This window comes from Pseudomonas sp. GW823-FHT06E10 (assembly GCF_058794995.1).
In genome coordinates this window covers 144,071-161,763 of the sequence record NZ_JBXAHJ010000001.1, presented here as the reverse complement: position 1 = coordinate 161,763, position 17,693 = coordinate 144,071, and the positions used below count along the sequence as shown (strand labels likewise).

Sequence of the window (17,693 nt, the reverse complement as noted above, 5' to 3'; positions counted from 1 at the left end):
AATGTTGGTTTGGCTAATCAACGTGCCTTGAGCTTCTGATCGATGGCATCCATCAGCATGCCGCCGATGTCGGTGCCAAACGCGTTATCAATCTCGCGAATGCAGGTCGGGCTGGTGACGTTGATCTCGGTCAGGTGCTCGCCGATCACGTCCAGGCCAACGAACAGCAGGCCTTTTTCACGTAGGGTCGGGCCGACTTGCGCGGCGATCCAGCGGTCCTTGTCGGTCAGCGGGCGGGCTTCGCCACGCCCCCCGGCAGCGAGGTTTCCACGGGTTTCGCCCTGGGCCGGAATCCGCGCCAGGCAATAATCCACAGGCTCACCATCGATCATCAGGATGCGCTTGTCGCCATCCTTGATCGCCGGCAGGTAGGCCTGGCCCATGATCTGCTGGGCGCCGAGGGCGGTCAGGGTTTCGAGGATAACCGACAGGTTCGGATCGCCCGCGCGGTGACGGAAAATCGACGTGCCGCCCATGCCGTCCAGCGGCTTGAGGATCACATCGCCGTGTTTGGCGGCGAACTCACGCAACACGTCGGCGCGGCGGCTGACCACGGTCGGCGGTGTGCACTGCGGGAACAGCGTGGCGAACAGCTTCTCGTTGCAGTCGCGCAGGCTTTGCGGCTTGTTGACCACCAGCACGCCGGCGCGCTCGGCTTGTTCCAGCAAATAAGTGGAGTAGACGAACTCCAGGTCGAACGGCGGATCCTTGCGCATCAGGATCACGTCCAGATCGCTCAGCAGCGCGTCGCTTTCGGCGCCCAGTTCGAACCATTTTTCCGGGTTGGCAAAAACCTGCAGCGGGCGCATCCGGGCCCGGGCCTGGCCTTCGCCCTGATACAGGTCGCGCTGTTCCATGTAGAACAGCTCCCAGCCACGCTTCTGCGCGGCCAGCAGCATGGCCAGCGAGCTATCCTTTTTATAGGAAATGCTGGCGATAGGGTCCATGACAATCCCGACGCGAACGCTCATGGGTGTTTCCTCGAAATTTGGGGGCTATGGCGACCTTTGTAGGAGCGAGCTTGCTCGCGATGAACCCGAGAACAACACGCTTATCCAGCCAGCACGCGTTATCGTTGACGGCCATCGCGAGCGAGCTCGCTCCTACAAAAGATCAGCGTATAAAAGTGGCGTCAGAGTGGCGCTGAGTGTGTTCCCGGTCAAGGAAAAACCACCTTGCGGGTCGGCCGATAGATTGGTGTTGGAGACTGTGCTAAAAAGGCTGCCATGTCGTGCCGGCCCTTGAGCACCAAGGGTTTCGAGCCGCGTTAACCGGCAAACGGACAATTTGTTTCGCAAAGGCGACGGTAGAGCATTTTATGGAACAGCACCCCAGCGCCTTGAAGGTCATGGTGATCGACGATTCGAAGACGATCCGTCGCACCGCCGAAACGCTGCTCAAGAACGTGGGTTGTGAGGTCATCACGGCCATCGACGGTTTTGATGCCCTGGCCAAGATTGTCGACAACCATCCCGGCATCATCTTTGTCGACATCATGATGCCGCGCCTGGATGGTTATCAGACCTGCGCCCTGATCAAGAACAACAGCGCATTCAAGTCCACGCCAGTGATTATGCTGTCGTCCAAGGACGGGCTGTTCGACAAGGCCAAGGGGCGCATCGTCGGCTCCGACCAGTTTTTGACCAAGCCTTTCAGCAAGGAAGAATTGCTTGATGCGATCCAGGCCCATGTTCCTGGCTTCGCCGCCGTTTTGCCGCAGTAGGACACGCACAGTGACGCTCGGCCATCGGGCCAGGCGTCGACAAGAATGGGGAAGACCATGGCACGTATTCTGATCGTCGATGATTCGCCGACCGAAATGTACAAACTGACCGGCATGCTGGAAAAGCACGGTCATGAAGTGTTGAAAGCCGAAAACGGCGCCGACGGCGTGGCCCTGGCCCGCCAGGAAAAGCCCGATGCGGTGCTGATGGACATCGTCATGCCAGGCCTCAATGGCTTCCAGGCCACCCGCCAGTTGACCAAGGACCCGGAAACCGGGCACATCCCGGTGATCATCATCACCACCAAGGATCAGGAAACCGACAAAGTCTGGGGCACGCGCCAGGGTGCCAAGGACTACCTGACCAAGCCGGTCGATGAAGACACCCTGATCAAGACCCTGAACAACGTGCTGGCCGGTTGATCGTCAGGCCATGAACGAGTCGCTGACGGCCTTCGAACTGCTGCTGCAAATCGACCAGCGCTGTCGGTTGCTGGCGGCGGACTTGCCGTCCCAGCCGGCCCGGCGGGACAGCTGGAGCGGTATCGGTTTTCGCCTGGGCGAGCACTGGTATGTCGCCCCCATGAGCGAAGTCAGCGAAGTCTTGCATGAGCCGCGCCTCACCCAGCTGCCGGGGGTCAAACCCTGGGTCAAGGGAGTCGCCAACCTGCGCGGGCGTTTGCTGCCGGTCATGGACTTGTGCGGCTTTTTCGGGCACGAGCTTTCGGCGGTGCGCCGACAGCGGCGGGTGTTGGTGGTGGAACATGAAGAGGTGTTCGCCGGGTTGCTGGTCGATGAAGTCTTCGGCCTCCAGCACTTTGCCCAGGACAGCCTGGAGCCGGTGCCGGCAGACGAATTGAAGGGGCCGGTGGCGACGTTCGTCAAAGGCCGGTTTCAGCGTGAGCAGTGCTGGCAGGTGTTCAGCCCGTTTGCGTTGACGCAGTCTCAGGGGTTCATGAGCGTCGCGGTGTAGTTGGAGCAACAGAGAACCTTGTGGGAGCGAGCTTGCTCGCGATGACGGACTTGCAGCCAGCATTAATGTCGACTGACACACCGCTATCGCGAGCAAGCTCGCTCCCACAGGTTCCTCGGTAAGTCTTGGAAGGTGTGGGTTAACAGGCGAGGACCGATGATAAAAGCAAAAGCAGGCAAGCCAATGGAAGGGTCGCGCAGCCGGTCGCAGATTATCGTGCTGTTCATCGCGCTGATTGTCTTCATCATGCTGCTGTTCGCCAACTTCGCGTACCTCAACACCCAGGCTATCTACGACAAACAGTACATCGGCCACGCCGGCGAACTGCGCGTGCTGTCCCAGCGTATCGCCAAGAACGCCACCGAGGCCGCCGCCGGCAAGGCTGCCGCGTTCAAGTTGCTCAGCGATGCGCGCAACGATTTTGCCCGGCGCTGGGGTTTTCTGAAGAAGGGTGACCCGGCCACGGGCCTGCCGCCGGCCCCCGCCACCGTGCGTCCGGAGATGCGGGCAGTGCAACAGGACTGGGAGCGGCTGCTGAAGAACACCGATGCGATTCTCTCCAGCGAGCAAACCGTACTGTCGCTGCATCAGGTCGCCGCGACCCTGGCCGAAACCGTGCCGCAATTGCAGGTCGAGTACGAGAAAGTCGTCGAGACTCTCCTGCAACGGGGCGCCCCGGCGGCCCAGGTGGCCATGGCCCAGCGCCAATCGCTGCTGGCCGAGCGAATCCTCGGCGCGGTCAACACGGTGTTGGCCGGCGACGAAAATTCACAGCAGGCCGCCGATGCGTTCGGGCGTGACGCAACGCAGTTCGGCAAGGTGCTTAACGGCATGCTCCAGGGCGACCCTGCGCTCAAGGTCAGCCAGGTCGAAGACCGCGACGCCCGTGCGCGACTCGCGGAAATCTCCGAGCTGTTCGAGTTCGTCTCGGGCTCGGTGGACGAGATCCTCGAAACCTCGCCGGAGCTGTTCAAGGTCCGCGAATCGGCCTCGAACATTTTCAGTCTGTCGCAAACCCTGCTCGACGAAGCCTCACACCTGGCCAGCGGTTTTGAAAACATGGTCGGCGGGCGAACCACCGACACCATTGGCGGCTATGCGCTGGGCCTGTTGGCGCTGGCTTCGATCATCCTGATCGGTTTGGTGATGGTGCGCGAAACCAATCGTCAGTTGCGCGAGACCGCCGAGAAAAACGAGCGTAACCAGAACGCGATCATGCGCTTGCTCGACGAGATCGAAGACCTGGCCGACGGCGACCTCACGGTGACGGCCTCGGTGACCGAAGACTTTACCGGCACCATCGCCGACTCGATCAATTACTCCGTCGACCAGTTGCGCGATCTGGTCGCGACCATCAACCTCACCGCCGGCCAGGTGGCCGCCGCCGTGCAGGAAACCCAGGCCACTGCCATGCACCTGGCCCAGGCGTCGGAGCATCAGGCCCAGCAGATTTCCGAAGCGTCGATGGCGATCAACGACATGGCCGAGTCCATCGACCAGGTGTCGGCCAACGCGGCGGAATCTTCGGCGGTTGCCGAACGCTCGGTGGAAATTGCCAACAAGGGCAACGAGGTGGTGCACAACACCATCCACGGCATGGACAACATTCGCGAGCAGATTCAGGACACCGCCAAACGCATCAAGCGCCTGGGCGAGTCTTCTCAGGAAATCGGCGACATTGTCAGCCTGATCGATGACATTGCCGATCAGACCAATATCCTGGCTCTCAACGCGGCCATCCAGGCGTCCATGGCCGGTGACGCCGGTCGCGGTTTCGCCGTGGTCGCCGATGAAGTGCAGCGCCTGGCCGAGCGCTCGTCCGCCGCCACCCGGCAGATCGAAACCCTGGTGCGGGCGATCCAGACCGATACCAACGAAGCGGTCATCTCCATGGAACAAACGACGACCGAAGTGGTGCGTGGCGCCCGTCTGGCGCAGGATGCCGGTGTGGCCCTGGAAGAAATCGAAGGCGTCTCCAAGACTCTTGCGGCGTTGATCCAGAGTATTTCCAATGCGGCGCAACAGCAGACGTCGTCGGCCGGTCAGATTTCCCTGACAATGAACGTGATCCAGCAGATCACCTCGCAGACATCGTCGGGTTCCACCGCCACGGCCGACAGCATCGGCAACCTGGCGAAAATGGCCAGTCAGTTGCGTCGTTCAGTGTCCGGTTTCACCTTGCCGGATGCCAAGGCGCAGGTTGTGGATAAAGCTTGAACCGCCCATGGGTATCTGAATTGTGATTGGAGTGGTTATGGGTGATCGGCACGACTATGTGGCCCTCGAGTGGGTCAAGGGCGAGATTGCCGAAACGCTGAAACAGGCTCATCACGCGATTGAGAACCTGCTCGATGACCCGCAGGCGACGCAAGCGCTGGATGCAAGCCTTTCGTGCATCCATCAGGTTCACGGCAGTTTGCAGATGGTCGAGTTCTACGGCGCGGCGTTGCTCGCCGAAGAAATGGAACAACTGGCCATGGCCTTGCAGGGCAACCGTGTCAGCCATCGCGACGAGGCGTTGCACCTGTTGATGCAGGCCCTGGGGCAGTTGCCGATCTACCTGGACCGGGTGCAAGGCGCGCGCCGCGACTTGCCACTGGTGGTGTTGCCACTGATCAACGATCTGCGCAGCGCCCGCGGCGAAAGCCTGCTGTCGGAAACCAGCCTGTTCAGCCCGCAATTGCCCGAGTTGCCAGCGTTGGACGCACAAGCGCTTACGCAGTTGGAACCGGCCGAATTGCCCAGTGTGCTGCGAAAGCTGCGGCAGATGCTGCAAATGGCGCTGGTCGGATTTTTGCGCGAACAGGACAACGACACCAACCTCGATTACCTGGCCAAGGTATTCACCCGCCTTGAAGCACTGTGCGACAACGCCCCCCTGAGCCCGTTATGGCAGGTGGCATCGGCGCTGGTCGAAGGCATGCAGGGCGGTGCGATCGCCAATAGCCCGGCCTTGCGCAGCCTGTTCAAGGATGCCGACAAGGAACTCAAGCGCCTGCTCGAACAAGGCATGCCCGGTATCAACCAGCCGGCCCCGCCGGAGCTGCTCAAGAGTTTGCTCTTCTATATTGCCAAGGCCGAACATCCCACCGGGCAGATGCTGACCATGAAAGAACGCTACTCACTGGACGACGCGCTGCCCGACAGCGTGATGGTCGATGAAGAACGCGCGCGCCTGGCCGGTCCCGACCGCGACGCCATGCGCTCGGTGCTGGCTGCGCTGTGCGAAGAGCTGGTGCGGGTCAAGGAGCGCCTGGACCTGTTCGTGCGCAGTGACCGCCAGCACACTTCCGACCTCGACAGCCTGCTGGCGCCGCTGCGGCAAATCGCCGACACCCTGGCGGTCCTGGGCTTCGGCCAGCCGCGCAAGGTGATCATCGATCAATTGGCGGTGGTGCTCAGCCTCGCTCAGGGCCAGCGCGAACCCAACGATGCGATCCTCATGGACGTTGCAGGGGCCTTGTTGTACGTCGAAGCGACGCTGGCCGGCATGGTCGGTACCGTGGAGCCGGAGAGCCAGGACGACAACCGCCTGCCCACCACCGACCTGACGCAGATCCATCAGATCGTGATCAAGGAGGCCCGTATCTGTTTGCAGCAGGCCAAGGACATGATCGTCGACTACATCGACGCCGATTGGGACCGCCAGCACTTGCAGGCGTTGCCGGCCTTGCTCACCCAGGTGCGCGGGGCGCTGGCGATGATTCCGTTGAGCCGGGCGGCGAGCCTGGTCGAAACCTGCAACCACTTTATTCGTGAGCACCTGTTGCTCGAGCCGGGTCAACCGGGCTGGCAGGAACTGGACAGTCTGGCCGATGTGATCACCAGCATCGAGTACTATCTCGAACGCCTCGGTGATGACCCGCAAGCGCAGGGCGAAAACCTGCTCGATGTCGCGGAAAAAAGCCTGGCGAACCTCGGTTTTTTCCCCAGTGAGCAGCATGTGCCAGTGCTTGATGATGTGCTCAACCCGACCCAGGCGCAGGTCATGCAGATGATGCAGGAGCTGGAGGATCCACAGGTCGTCCAGACCTTGGCCGATGTGCTCGCCAGTCCGGTTTCGACTCTGAATCCGCCCGCGCTGAACACCCCGGGCAGCCTGCTGCCGCCACCCGCAGGTGAAGAGCCGGTGGACGAAGAACTGCGCGAAGTGTTCCTTGAAGAAACCGACGAAGTCCTGGAAATCCTGCGCGATTATTTGCCGCGCTGGTCCGCCAACCCAGACAACCGCTCGGCCCTGAGTGAGTTGCGCCGCGCCTTCCATACCCTCAAGGGCAGTGGCCGCATGGTGCGCGCCCTGGTGCTGGGCGAGCTGGCCTGGGCCGTGGAAAACCTGCTCAATCGCGTACTGGAGAACAGTGTGGAGCCGGGCGCTACGGTGCAGCAACTGATCGGCGATGTGCTGCATCTGCTGCCGGAGCTGGTGGCTGAATACGCCGCCAATGCCCAGCGTCAGCGCAACGATGTCGATCAGTTGGCCGCCCGCGCCCATGCCCTGGCCAAGGGCGATGAACCGGTGTCCGATGAGGATACGCAAGATGTCGCGGCCCTCGATCCGCTGTTGCTGGAGATCTTTCGCAAAGAGGCCGAAACCCACTTGGGCAGCCTCAATCGCTTCCTTGATCAGGCCGCCGAACATGTGCCGTTGCAGGCCAGCGACGAATTGCAGCGCGCCTTGCACACCCTCAAGGGCAGCGCTTATATGGCCGGTGTGTTGCCGATTGCCGAGCTGGCCGCGCCCCTGGATCAACTGGCCCGGGAATACAAGGCGCACCTGATCGCGCTGGATCTGGATGAAGTCGAATTGCTGCTGGAGGCAGAAGGACTGTTTCGCCTCGGCTTGCGCCAGCTCAAGCGCGATCCGCTGGCGGAAATTCCCGGTGCCCAGGGTTTGACCGAGCGCGCCAGGGCGCAGCTGGCCGAGCGCCTGGAAAACCTCCTGAGCACACCGAACACCGGGCTGCGAATCAAGCGCGACCCGCAACTGATTAACAACTTCCTCGCCCAGGGCATGGACATCCTGCTGGACGCCGAAAGCCTGTTGCAGCGTTGGCAGCAACACCCCGGCGAACGTCAGGAGCTCAGCGCGCTGCTGGACGAATTGACCACCCTCGGCGAAGGCGCCCATCTGGCCGACCTGCACCCGGTGGACGAGTTGTGCGAAGCGTTGCTCGACCTGTACGGTGCCGTGGAAGAAAGCAGCCTGGCGGTCAGCGAGCGGTTTTTCCATGAAGCACAGGGTGCCCACGAAGCGCTGATCAACATGCTCGACGAACTGGCCGCCGGTCAGGAAGTCAGCCCGCAACCGCAACGGATCAGGGCCTTGCGCGAGCTGCTCGACGAGAGCCTTGACCCGTCGGCAATGGGCCTGATCCGCAGCGATGGCAGCCGAAGCCTGAGCATCCGCGAACTGGGTTCTGCCACCGAGGAACTTGAGCGCACGCTACCCCCTGCCCCTGTAGGAGCGAGCTCGCTCGCGATGGACTCAAATGCGCCGCGCTTATCCAATGACAACGCGTCATCGTTAACGCCCATCGCGAGCGAGCTGGCTCCTACAGGAGAGGGGCGCGAACTGGACGATGAAATCGTTGCGATCTTCCTTGAAGAGGCGGTGGATATCCTCGAAAGCGCCGGTCAGGCCTTGCAGCGCTGGTTGCGCGACTCGGACAACGCCGCGCCGCTGTCATCCCTGCAACGGGATTTGCACACCCTCACAGGCGGTGCACGCATGGCTGAGGTCGGGCCGGTCGGCGATCTGGCCCATGAGCTGGAAAGCCTTTACCAGGGCCTGGTGGACCGTCGTTATGCCTTCAGCGATTCACTGGCGGTGCTGCTCAAACAGAGCCATGAGCGACTGGCGTTGTACCTTGAACAGTTGCAACTCAACCAGCCGCTGGACGATTCCCGTGAGCTGATCGAAGCCATTCGTGCCTACCGTCAAGGGCATGCGGGTATCACCGAGGGGGCCCGACAGGCGACCGGCAGTGACGCGGCTGCGCACGATACGGAATTGCTGGAGATCTTCCTCGAGGAAGGTTTCGACATTATCGAAAGCTCCGGGGCGGCGCTTGAGCGCTGGCAGGCCCAGCCTTCGAGTCGTCAGGAGGTGGAAACCCTGCTGCGCGACCTGCACACCCTCAAGGGCGGTGCGCGCATGGTGGAAATCGCCGCGATTGGTGATCTGGCCCATGAACTGGAGTTCCTCTACGAAGGCCTGTCCACCGGCGTGCTGCAACCGACGGAGCCGTTGTTCGCGCTGTTGCAGCGCAGCCATGACCGCCTGGCGCAGATGCTCGATGCAGCCCGCGCCGGTGAGCCGATGCCGCCGGCCGATCGCTTGATCGATGCGATCAAGAACTTCAGCCATCCGGCCGTGCCGGAAACGCCCGCGTCGGTTGCGCCGTCGGCCACGCCCAAGCCCGAGCCGCTGGCGCCGCCGTCCGATGCCGGCGCGGACATGGTCAAGGTCTCGGCGGAGCTGCTCGACGATCTGGTCAACCTGGCCGGTGAAACATCGATCTTCCGTGGCCGAATCGAACAACAGGTCAACGATGCGCACATCGCCCTGAATGAGATGGAGACCACTATCGAGCGGATGCGCGACCAGTTGCGCCGCCTCGATACCGAAACCCAGGGGCGGATCCTCAGCCGCCAGCAAGTCGAGGCCGAACGCCTGGGCTACGAGGAATTCGACCCGCTGGAAATGGACCGCCACTCACAGTTGCAGCAACTGTCCCGGGCATTGTTCGAGTCGGCTTCTGACTTGCTCGACCTCAAGGAAACCCTCGAGCGACGCAATCAGGACACGGAAAACCTCCTGCAACAGCAGGGCCGCATCAACACCGAATTGCAGGAAGGCCTGATGCGCACGCGCATGGTGCCGTTCGAACGCATGCTCCCGCGTTTGCAGCGCATCGTCCGGCAGGTGTCCAGCGAACTGGGCAAGGACGTGGACTTCATCGTCGACAACGCCGAAGGCGAGATGGATCGCAACGTTCTCGAACGCATGGCCGCGCCGCTGGAACACATGCTGCGCAACGCCGTCGATCATGGCCTGGAGTCCGTTGAAGTGCGGTTGGCGGCGGGGAAGCCGGCCAAGGGGAAAATCACCCTCGATCTGCTGCGCGAAGGCGGCGACATCATTTTCGACATCCGCGACGACGGCGCCGGTGTACCGCTGGACGCGGTGCGGCGCAAGGCGATCAAGCGCGGCCTGCTCGCCCCGGACAGCATCATCAGTGATCACGACGTGTTGCAGTTCATCCTGCAACCGGGGTTTTCCACCGCCGAAAAAATCACCCAGATCTCCGGGCGCGGCGTCGGCATGGACGTGGTGCACGAAGAGGTGCGACAACTGGGCGGCACCATGAGCATCGACTCGGTGCCCGGGCAGGGCGTGCATTTCCGCATTCGCCTGCCGTTTACCGTATCGGTCAACCGGGCGTTGATGGTGCAGTGCGGTGAGGACCAATACGCGATCCCGCTTAATACCATCGACGGCATTGTTCGCGTTCTGCCCAATGAACTCGAAGGGTATTTCCGCTTCGATTCGCCAACCTACGAATACGCCGGCCAACATTACGAGCTGTGCTATCTGGGTGAGCTGCTGAAAACCAGCCCGCGCCCGAAGCTGTTGGGCCAGAGCCTGCCATTGCCGGTGTTGCTGGTGCAGTGCAACGAACGGCACATCGCGGTGCTGGTGGATGCCATGGCCGGCACTCGCGAAATCGTGGTCAAGAGCCTGGGGCCGCAATTTGCGGCGGTGCAAGGGGTTTCCGGGGCGACGATTCTCGGGGACGGCCGGGTGGTGCTGATTCTGGATTTGCTGGCGCCGATCCGCGCCATGCAGGCCCGTGTGCCCCAGCGTCCGGCGGGGCAAGAGGTCGAGGTCGAACCGCATCGGCCGCTGCTGGTGATGGTGGTCGACGACTCGGTCACTGTGCGCAAGGTCACCAGCCGCTTGCTCGAACGCCACGGCATGAGCGTGCTGACCGCCAAGGACGGAGTCGATGCCATGCTGCTGCTGGAAGAGCACATGCCCGATCTGATGCTGCTGGACATCGAGATGCCGCGCATGGATGGCTTCGAAGTCGCGACCCAAGTGCGCAACGACGAACGCCTGCAACACCTGCCGATCATCATGATCACCTCCCGCACCGGACAGAAACACCGCGATCGCGCCATGGCCATTGGCGTCAACGACTACCTTGGCAAGCCGTACCAGGAATCGGTGCTGCTCGAAAGCATCGCCTTGTGGAGCAAGACCCATGCTTGAGCACCGCACCAGTAACCTCACCGGCCTGCTGCTGCCGTTGGCCGACCGCAACCTGATCCTGCCCAACGTCGCCGTTGCCGAGCTGATCGATTACCAGCAGCCGGGGACGTTCGACCTCGACACGCCGCCGTGGTACCTAGGCCTGGTGACATGGCGTGACCGGCAGATTCCGCTGCTGAGTTTCGAGTCGGCATGCGCGCAGAAAATCGTCATCGGCGAGCGCGCGCGGATCGTCATTCTCAACGCCCTGGGCGGGCGTCCCGAGCTGAAATTCATCGCCCTGCTGGTGCAGGGGATTCCGCGCTCCTGCAAGCTCGATAGCCAGTTGAGTTACGTGGATGTGCCGTTGTGTCCGCTGGAGCAGGCAGCGGTGCAGGTGGGCGAGCAAGTGGCCAAGGTGCCGAACTTGTTAGCACTGGAGGCATTGTTGGTGGATGCCGGATTGACCATCTGATCGCGGTCTTGCGTTGACTGCACCGGCCTCTTCGCGGGCAAGCCCGCTCCCACAGTTGATCTGTGGTGAACACAAAACCCTGTGGGAGTGGGCTTGCCCGCGAAGAGGCCCGCATGAACGACGCAGATCTCGATCATTAACCTGAGCGTAACGATCCACCACTCTGCTTGATTGATACCCCCAACCAACACTCCTAAGGTGACCCCCACGACAGCGAACCCGTGGAGTGGTCATGACAACAACAATATCCCCCGACTCGCGATGGACGCGGCGGCGCAGCGAAAAGCAGCGGCGCCTCGAGCTGGTGCGAGGTCTTGCCGACGGTGTGGTGTTGCCCACCGACAACATCGTCGCGGCGCTTGAAGCGCTGATTCTGCCCGGCGACCGCGTGGTGCTCGAAGGCAACAACCAGAAGCAGGCGGATTTCCTTTCGCGCTCCCTGGCCAAGGCCGACCCCGCGAAGCTGCATGACCTGCACATGATCATGCCCAGCGTCGGACGCTCCGAGCACCTGGATCTGTTCGAACGGGGTATCGCCCGCAAACTCGACTTCTCTTTCGCCGGCACCCAGAGCCTGCGCATCAGCCAGCTGCTTGAAGACGGCCTGCTGGAAGTCGGCGCGATCCACACCTACATCGAACTCTACGCACGGCTGGTGGTGGACCTGATTCCCAACGTCGTGTTGTCGGCCGGGTTCATGGCCGACCGCGCCGGCAACATCTACACCGGGCCGAGCACCGAAGACACCCCGGCGCTGATCGAGCCGGCGGCCTTCAGCGACGGCATCGTCATCGTCCAGGTCAACCAGTTGGTGGATGACGTCAGCGACCTGCCGCGCGTCGACATCCCGGCGTCCTGGGTCGACTTCGTGGTGGTGGCCGACAAGCCGTTCTACATCGAACCGCTGTTCACCCGCGACCCTCGGCACATCAAGCCTGTGCACGTGCTGATGGCGATGATGGCGATTCGCGGGATCTACGAAAAACACAATGTGCAGTCGCTCAACCACGGCATCGGTTTCAACACCGCTGCCATCGAATTGATCCTGCCGACCTACGGCGAATCCCTCGGCCTCAAAGGCAAGATCTGCCGTAACTGGACGCTCAACCCGCACCCGACGCTGATCCCGGCGATTGAGAGTGGTTGGGTCGAAAGCGTGCATTGCTTTGGCACCGAACTGGGGATGGAGAACTACATTGCGGCGCGGCCGGATGTGTTCTTTACCGGGCGCGACGGCTCCCTGCGTTCCAACCGGATGTTCAGCCAGCTGGCCGGGCAATACGCCGTGGACCTGTTCATCGGCGCGACTTTGCAGGTCGATGGCGACGGCCATTCTTCCACCGTCACCCGCGGGCGCCTGGCCGGTTTTGGCGGCGCACCAAACATGGGCCACGACCCACGCGGTCGTCGCCATGGCACGCCGGCCTGGCTCGACATGCGCAATACCGATGTGGCCGAGCCGATGCTCGAACGCGGCAAGAAACTTGTGGTGCAGATGGTCGAGACCTTCCAGGAGGGCGGCAAACCGACGTTTGTTGAAACCCTCGATGCGGTGGATGTGGCGAAGAAAAGCGGCATGCCACTGGCGCCGATCATGGTCTACGGCGACGACGTCACCCACTTGTTGACCGAAGAAGGCATTGCCTACCTGTACAAGGCGCGCTCACTGGAAGAACGCCAGGCGATGATCGCCGCCGTCGCCGGGGTGACCGCCATCGGCCTGCGCCACAACCCCAAAGACACCGCGCGCATGCGCCGCGAAGGCCTGATCGCCTTGCCCGAAGACCTCGGCATCCGCCGCACCGACGCCACCCGCGAACTGCTCGCGGCGAAAAGCGTGGCCGATCTGGTTGAGTGGTCCGGTGGCCTCTACAACCCGCCCGCCAAGTTCAGGAGCTGGTAATGCACGCACTTAACCTGCAACCAAAAAGCCTGAGCCTGGCCGAACGGCTGGCGGACCTGGCAGTGGATGCGCTGATCGACGAGGCTGATCTGTCGCCGAAACCGGCACTGGTCGACCGTCGCGGCAATGGCGCCCACACCGATTTGCACCTGGGGCTGATGCACGCCTCGGCGCTGTCCTTGTGGCCGGCCTTTAAAGAAATGGCGGAAGTCGCCATCGAGTTCGGCGAGATCGGCTTGCCCCTGCGCGAAGCCGTGGGCCGCATCGGTCGCGAAGGTGAGCAAGCCATGCTCGACACCACCGGCGGGGTGAACACCCATCGCGGGGCGATCTGGGCCTTGGGGTTGCTGATCACTGCCGCTGCACTGGAACCTCAATCCTGCAACGCCAATAGCGTGGCGTTACGGGCGGCGCGGCTGGCCCTGCTCGACGACCGTTTTGCGCCACGTCCGCTCAGTCACGGTGCGCAAGTCGCCCAACGCTACGGCGCTCGCGGCGCCCGTGAAGAAGCGCAACTGGGTTTTCCGGCGGTGACCCAACGTGCACTGCCACAACTGCTGCGCAGCCGCGCCGCCGGTCATGGCGAACAGAACGCCCGGCTCGACGCGCTGTTGGCGATCATGACGAGTCTGGCCGACACCTGCGTGCTTTATCGCGCCGGTGAAGAAGGCCTGAACACCATGCAACTGGGCGCCCGGGCGGTGCTCGATGCGGGCGGCAGCGCCAGCCTCGGCGGACGTCGCCGCCTGCATGAGCTGGACCAACAACTCATCGCGTTGAATGCCTCGCCCGGTGGCGCTGCCGACCTGCTCGCAGCCTGCCTGTTCATCGACCGTATCGCGTCTGGCGACGGCCTTATCCAGGGAGTGTTTTGATGGAAACCTTATCCTTTGAATTCCCCGCCGGGCAGCCGCCACGCGGTCGCACCCTGGTGGGCTGTGTCGGCTCTGGCGATCTGGAAGTGTTGATCGAACCGGGTCAGGCCGGCAAGTTGACGATCAATGTGCAGACCTCGGTCAACGGCAGCGAACAACGCTGGCGGCATCTGTTTGCACGGATGTTCGACGGCCAGACGCCCCCGGCCATGGATATCGATATCCACGATTTCGGCGCGACGCCGGGCGTGGTGCGCCTGCGTCTGGAGCAAGGCTTCGAGGAGATCGGCCATGACTGACAGCGCATCTTTGCTCAACAAGCAGAGCTTCGTCGAACTCGGTGCCCGGCAACGGGCCAAGACCCTGCTCGATGCCGGCACCTTCCGCGAACTGCTCGACCCCTTTCAACGGATCATGTCGCCGTGGCTGTCGCGCCAGGGCGTGGTGCCGCAAGCCGACGATGGCGTGGTGATCGCCAAGGGCAACCTCGATGGTTTGCCGGTGGTGATCGCGGCCATCGAAGGCGCGTTCCAGGGCGGCAGCCTCGGTGAAGTCGGCGGAGCAAAAATTGCCGGCGCGCTGGAACTGGCCGCCGAAGACAACCGCAACGGTATCCCGACCCGCGCCGTGCTGCTGCTGGAAACCGGCGGCGTGCGCTTGCAGGAAGCCAACCTCGGCCTGGCGGCCATTGCCGACATCCACGCGGCGATTGTCGATTTGCAGCAGTACCAACCCGTGGTCGGTGTGGTGGCGGGCAGCGTCGGTTGCTTTGGCGGCATGTCGATTGCCGCCGGGTTGTGCAGCTACCTGTTGGTGACCCAGGAAGCGCGACTCGGCCTGAACGGCCCGCAGGTGATCGAACAGGAAGCCGGACTTGAGGAGTACGACTCCCGCGACCGACCCTTCATCTGGAGCCTGACCGGTGGCGAGCAACGCTTCGCCAGTGGTCTGGTGGATCGCTATGTTGCCGACGACGTGGCGCAGATCCGCCAGCAGGTGGGTGAGTTACTCCAGCAAGGATTGCCAGCGCAACCGCGTAGCCAACAGGCCGGGTTGTTCCTGCAACGGTTGGCGCGTCTGGATGCCGAACCGCAAATCGAGCCGTCTGTGGTTCGCGATCTGTACCAAGGAGAACGCCCATGAGTTCGTATTCCCTGCGAGGCTTGAACTGGTTCAACGCCTTGAGCGTCGGAGCGAAAGCGGTCGAGGGTTTACCGGCTTCGCTGAAGGTCGCGGACGCCGTGCTGGGCGATCAGCCTGTGCGTTTCCTCGCGGTGGTGGCCGACCCGGAAAACCGTTTCGTCCGTGCACGTAACGGCGAAGTGGGTTTGCTCGAAGGTTGGGGCCTGTCCAAGGCCGTGGATGAAGTCATTGCCGCCGATCAAAACAAGGCACGCAAGCGCGCACTGATCGCCATCGTCGACGTGCCGAGCCAGGCTTACGGTCGACGGGAGGAAGCCCTCGGCATTCATCAGGCGCTGGCCGCTGCGGCGGGCAGTTATGCCCGTGCCCGTCTGGCCGGTCATGCGGTGATCGGTTTGCTGGTGGGCAAGGCGATGTCGGGCGCGTTTCTGGTCCACGGCTATCAGGCCAATCGCTTGATCGCCCTGCGCGATCCGGGAGTGATGGTGCACGCCATGGGCAAGGCGTCGGCCGCGCGGGTGACCTTGCGCAGCGTCGAAGAGCTCGAAGCCTTGGCTGCCAGCGTGCCGCCGATGGCCTATGACATCGACAGCTATGCCAGCCTCGGGTTGCTGTGGGAAACCTTGGCGGTGGAGAAGATCGAGCAGCCGACGGCGGCGGATCTGGCGCGGGTGACCGAGTGCCTGCATCAGGCGATTGACGATGTGGCCGCCGCTGGCCGTGATCTGAGCGGTCGGCTGGGTGCGGCCAATCGGGCGGCGTCGAGCAAGGTTCGTCAATTGCTGAGAGCGCAGTGGTGAGCACGCTACTGGCACACGACCTGCTGTGGGGCATGACCCCGCAGCAGTTGCCGGCGGATGCGCCTGCGTGGGTGATCGAGTCGATCAGTGCCGGCCAGCCGGTGGTGGTCCGTCGCGCCTTGAGCGCGGCGGGGCAGGTGGCCGTGGGCGTGCGCGGGCCGTTGCGCGAACAGCGATTTGCCGCGGTGATGGAAGTCGCCGCCATCACCCGGCGGGTGCAGCCGGAAGAGCTTCGCCATGTTCAAGGCCAGCGCGATTTCCCGGCGCTGCGTGCCTTGGCGCAACTGCGTTCGCACCTCGATGGCAGTGGCTGGGTCTGGGGTGTCAGCGGCAGCGCCGGGTTCGAGTTGGCCAGTGGGTTTGCCGCTTTGCACCAGGGCAGCGACCTCGACCTGATCCTGCGTACGCCACGTCCATTGAGTCGTGTCGACGCGCAGGCGTTGGTGGCCATTCTTGATGCCGTCGTGTGCCGCGTGGACCTGCAACTGCAGGCGCCGTCGGGTGCCGTTGCCTTGCGCGAATGGGCCGGTGCTTCGTCGCGAGTCCTGCTGAAAAATGCCATTCAAGCCACCCTGGTGACTGATCCGTGGAATCCACAGGAGCAAGCAGCATGAGCAGCTTGCTGGTGTTCCCCGGCCAGGGTGCACAACAACCCGGAATGCTGGCGCGTTTACCTCGGGAAACGTTGAACGAGGCGAGCGACCTGCTCGGTGAAGATGTGACGCAGCTGGATTCTGCCGAGGCGTTGCAGTCGACGAGGGCGGTTCAGCTTTGCCTGCTGATCGCCGGCGTCGCTGCTTCACGCCAGTTGGGCATGGCCCCGGACTACGTGGCCGGCTTGTCGATCGGCGCTTACCCGGCAGCGGTGGTGGCCGGTGCCTTGGGTTTCAGCGATGCGCTGCATCTGGTCAGCCTGCGCGGTGAGCTGATGCAGCAGGCTTATCCACAGGGCTACGGCATGACCGCGATCATCGGTCTGGACCTGGCCACGGTGGAAGGATTACTGGCCCGGGTGCACAGCGCGCAAATGCCGGTTTATCTGGCCAATATCAACGCCGATAACCAGGTGGTGATTGCCGGTAGCGACGCGGCGATGAAAGCGGTGGCCGGGTTGGCGAAAGGTTGCGGAGCGGGCTTGGCCAAGCGTCTGGCAGTGAGCGTGCCGTCCCACTGCCCATTGCTTGAGGCGCCCGCGCAACGGTTGGCCGAAGCCTTCGCCAAGGTGCCGCTGCACACCCCGAAGATGGGCTACCTGAGCGGCAGTCGCGCGCGTCCGCTGATCAAGCCTGAAGCCTTGCGTGACGACCTGGCCTTCAACATGTGCCGCATCGTCGATTGGCGCGGCACGGTACAAAGCGCCTACGAGCGCGGCGTACGTCTACAGATCGAACTGCCGCCCGGTGCGGTGCTGACCGGACTGGCGCGCCGGGTGTTCGAACAGGGCACCGTGATTGCCTTCGACGGTGCACGGCTCGACACCTTGCAGGCGCTGATGCGTGAGGAGGGAAGCCGCCACCCTTAGATCATCTGACTTAAGGCTTCGCACA

General features: G+C 62.9%; 14 protein-coding genes. 13 read left to right on the top strand and 1 reads right to left on the bottom strand.

Annotated features, from left to right (window positions below; all coding sequences use genetic code 11):
• Positions 1-17 precede the first annotated feature (17 nt).
• Positions 18-971 carry a glutathione synthase gene (gshB, locus tag AC1Q6Y_RS00690; RefSeq protein WP_150814825.1) on the bottom strand — a complete coding sequence of 318 codons (954 nt, stop codon included), beginning with the start codon at positions 969-971 and terminating at the stop codon, positions 18-20.
• 347 nt (positions 972-1,318) lie between these two features.
• Here gshB and pilG point away from each other — a divergent pair, with 347 nt between their 5' ends.
• The 13 genes from pilG (at position 1,319) to mdcH (ending at position 17,668) form a co-directional block, all read left to right on the top strand.
• Positions 1,319-1,723 carry a twitching motility response regulator PilG gene (gene pilG / locus AC1Q6Y_RS00685; protein WP_090451937.1) on the top strand — a complete coding sequence of 135 codons (405 nt, stop codon included), beginning with the start codon at positions 1,319-1,321 and terminating at the stop codon, positions 1,721-1,723.
• A 57-nt stretch (positions 1,724-1,780) separates the two neighbouring features.
• Positions 1,781-2,146: a twitching motility response regulator PilH gene (gene pilH / locus AC1Q6Y_RS00680; protein WP_007897961.1), complete on the top strand. Its 366-nt coding sequence runs from the start codon at positions 1,781-1,783 to the stop codon at positions 2,144-2,146.
• A gap of 10 nt (positions 2,147-2,156) precedes the next feature.
• On the top strand, positions 2,157-2,696 hold the full coding sequence (locus AC1Q6Y_RS00675) for a chemotaxis protein CheW (RefSeq protein WP_492623906.1): 540 nt from the start codon (positions 2,157-2,159) through the stop codon (positions 2,694-2,696).
• A gap of 156 nt (positions 2,697-2,852) precedes the next feature.
• Positions 2,853-4,913: a methyl-accepting chemotaxis protein gene (locus AC1Q6Y_RS00670; protein ID WP_492623905.1), complete on the top strand. Its 2,061-nt coding sequence runs from the start codon at positions 2,853-2,855 to the stop codon at positions 4,911-4,913.
• Between the two features lie 37 nt (positions 4,914-4,950).
• Complete coding sequence (locus AC1Q6Y_RS00665) at positions 4,951-10,971, top strand: Hpt domain-containing protein (RefSeq protein WP_492623904.1); 6,021 nt, start codon at positions 4,951-4,953, stop codon at positions 10,969-10,971.
• Positions 10,964-11,425, top strand: a complete 462-nt coding sequence (locus AC1Q6Y_RS00660) for a chemotaxis protein CheW (RefSeq protein ID WP_218494701.1) — start codon at positions 10,964-10,966, stop codon at positions 11,423-11,425. Before AC1Q6Y_RS00665 ends, AC1Q6Y_RS00660 begins: the two co-directional genes overlap by 8 nt.
• 232 nt (positions 11,426-11,657) lie before the next feature.
• Complete coding sequence (mdcA, locus tag AC1Q6Y_RS00655) at positions 11,658-13,328, top strand: malonate decarboxylase subunit alpha (RefSeq protein WP_008001151.1); 1,671 nt, start codon at positions 11,658-11,660, stop codon at positions 13,326-13,328.
• Positions 13,328-14,203: a triphosphoribosyl-dephospho-CoA synthase gene (locus AC1Q6Y_RS00650; RefSeq protein ID WP_340312873.1), complete on the top strand. Its 876-nt coding sequence runs from the start codon at positions 13,328-13,330 to the stop codon at positions 14,201-14,203. The genes mdcA and AC1Q6Y_RS00650 overlap by 1 nt, the downstream gene beginning before the upstream one ends.
• Positions 14,203-14,502, top strand: a complete 300-nt coding sequence (locus tag AC1Q6Y_RS00645) for a malonate decarboxylase subunit delta (RefSeq protein WP_057712932.1) — start codon at positions 14,203-14,205, stop codon at positions 14,500-14,502. Before AC1Q6Y_RS00650 ends, AC1Q6Y_RS00645 begins: the two co-directional genes overlap by 1 nt.
• Complete coding sequence (locus AC1Q6Y_RS00640; protein WP_492623903.1) at positions 14,495-15,346, top strand: biotin-independent malonate decarboxylase subunit beta; 852 nt, start codon at positions 14,495-14,497, stop codon at positions 15,344-15,346. Before AC1Q6Y_RS00645 ends, AC1Q6Y_RS00640 begins: the two co-directional genes overlap by 8 nt.
• Positions 15,343-16,146 (top strand): biotin-independent malonate decarboxylase subunit gamma, encoded by an 804-nt coding sequence (gene mdcE / locus AC1Q6Y_RS00635; RefSeq protein WP_492623902.1) that lies wholly within the window; start codon positions 15,343-15,345, stop codon positions 16,144-16,146. Before AC1Q6Y_RS00640 ends, mdcE begins: the two co-directional genes overlap by 4 nt.
• Positions 16,140-16,760, top strand: coding sequence for a malonate decarboxylase holo-ACP synthase (locus AC1Q6Y_RS00630; RefSeq protein ID WP_429521781.1), 621 nt, complete (start codon positions 16,140-16,142; stop codon positions 16,758-16,760). The genes mdcE and AC1Q6Y_RS00630 overlap by 7 nt, the downstream gene beginning before the upstream one ends.
• Positions 16,757-17,668, top strand: coding sequence for a malonate decarboxylase subunit epsilon (gene mdcH / locus AC1Q6Y_RS00625; RefSeq protein WP_340312876.1), 912 nt, complete (start codon positions 16,757-16,759; stop codon positions 17,666-17,668). The genes AC1Q6Y_RS00630 and mdcH overlap by 4 nt, the downstream gene beginning before the upstream one ends.
• Positions 17,669-17,693: the final 25 nt, after the last annotated feature.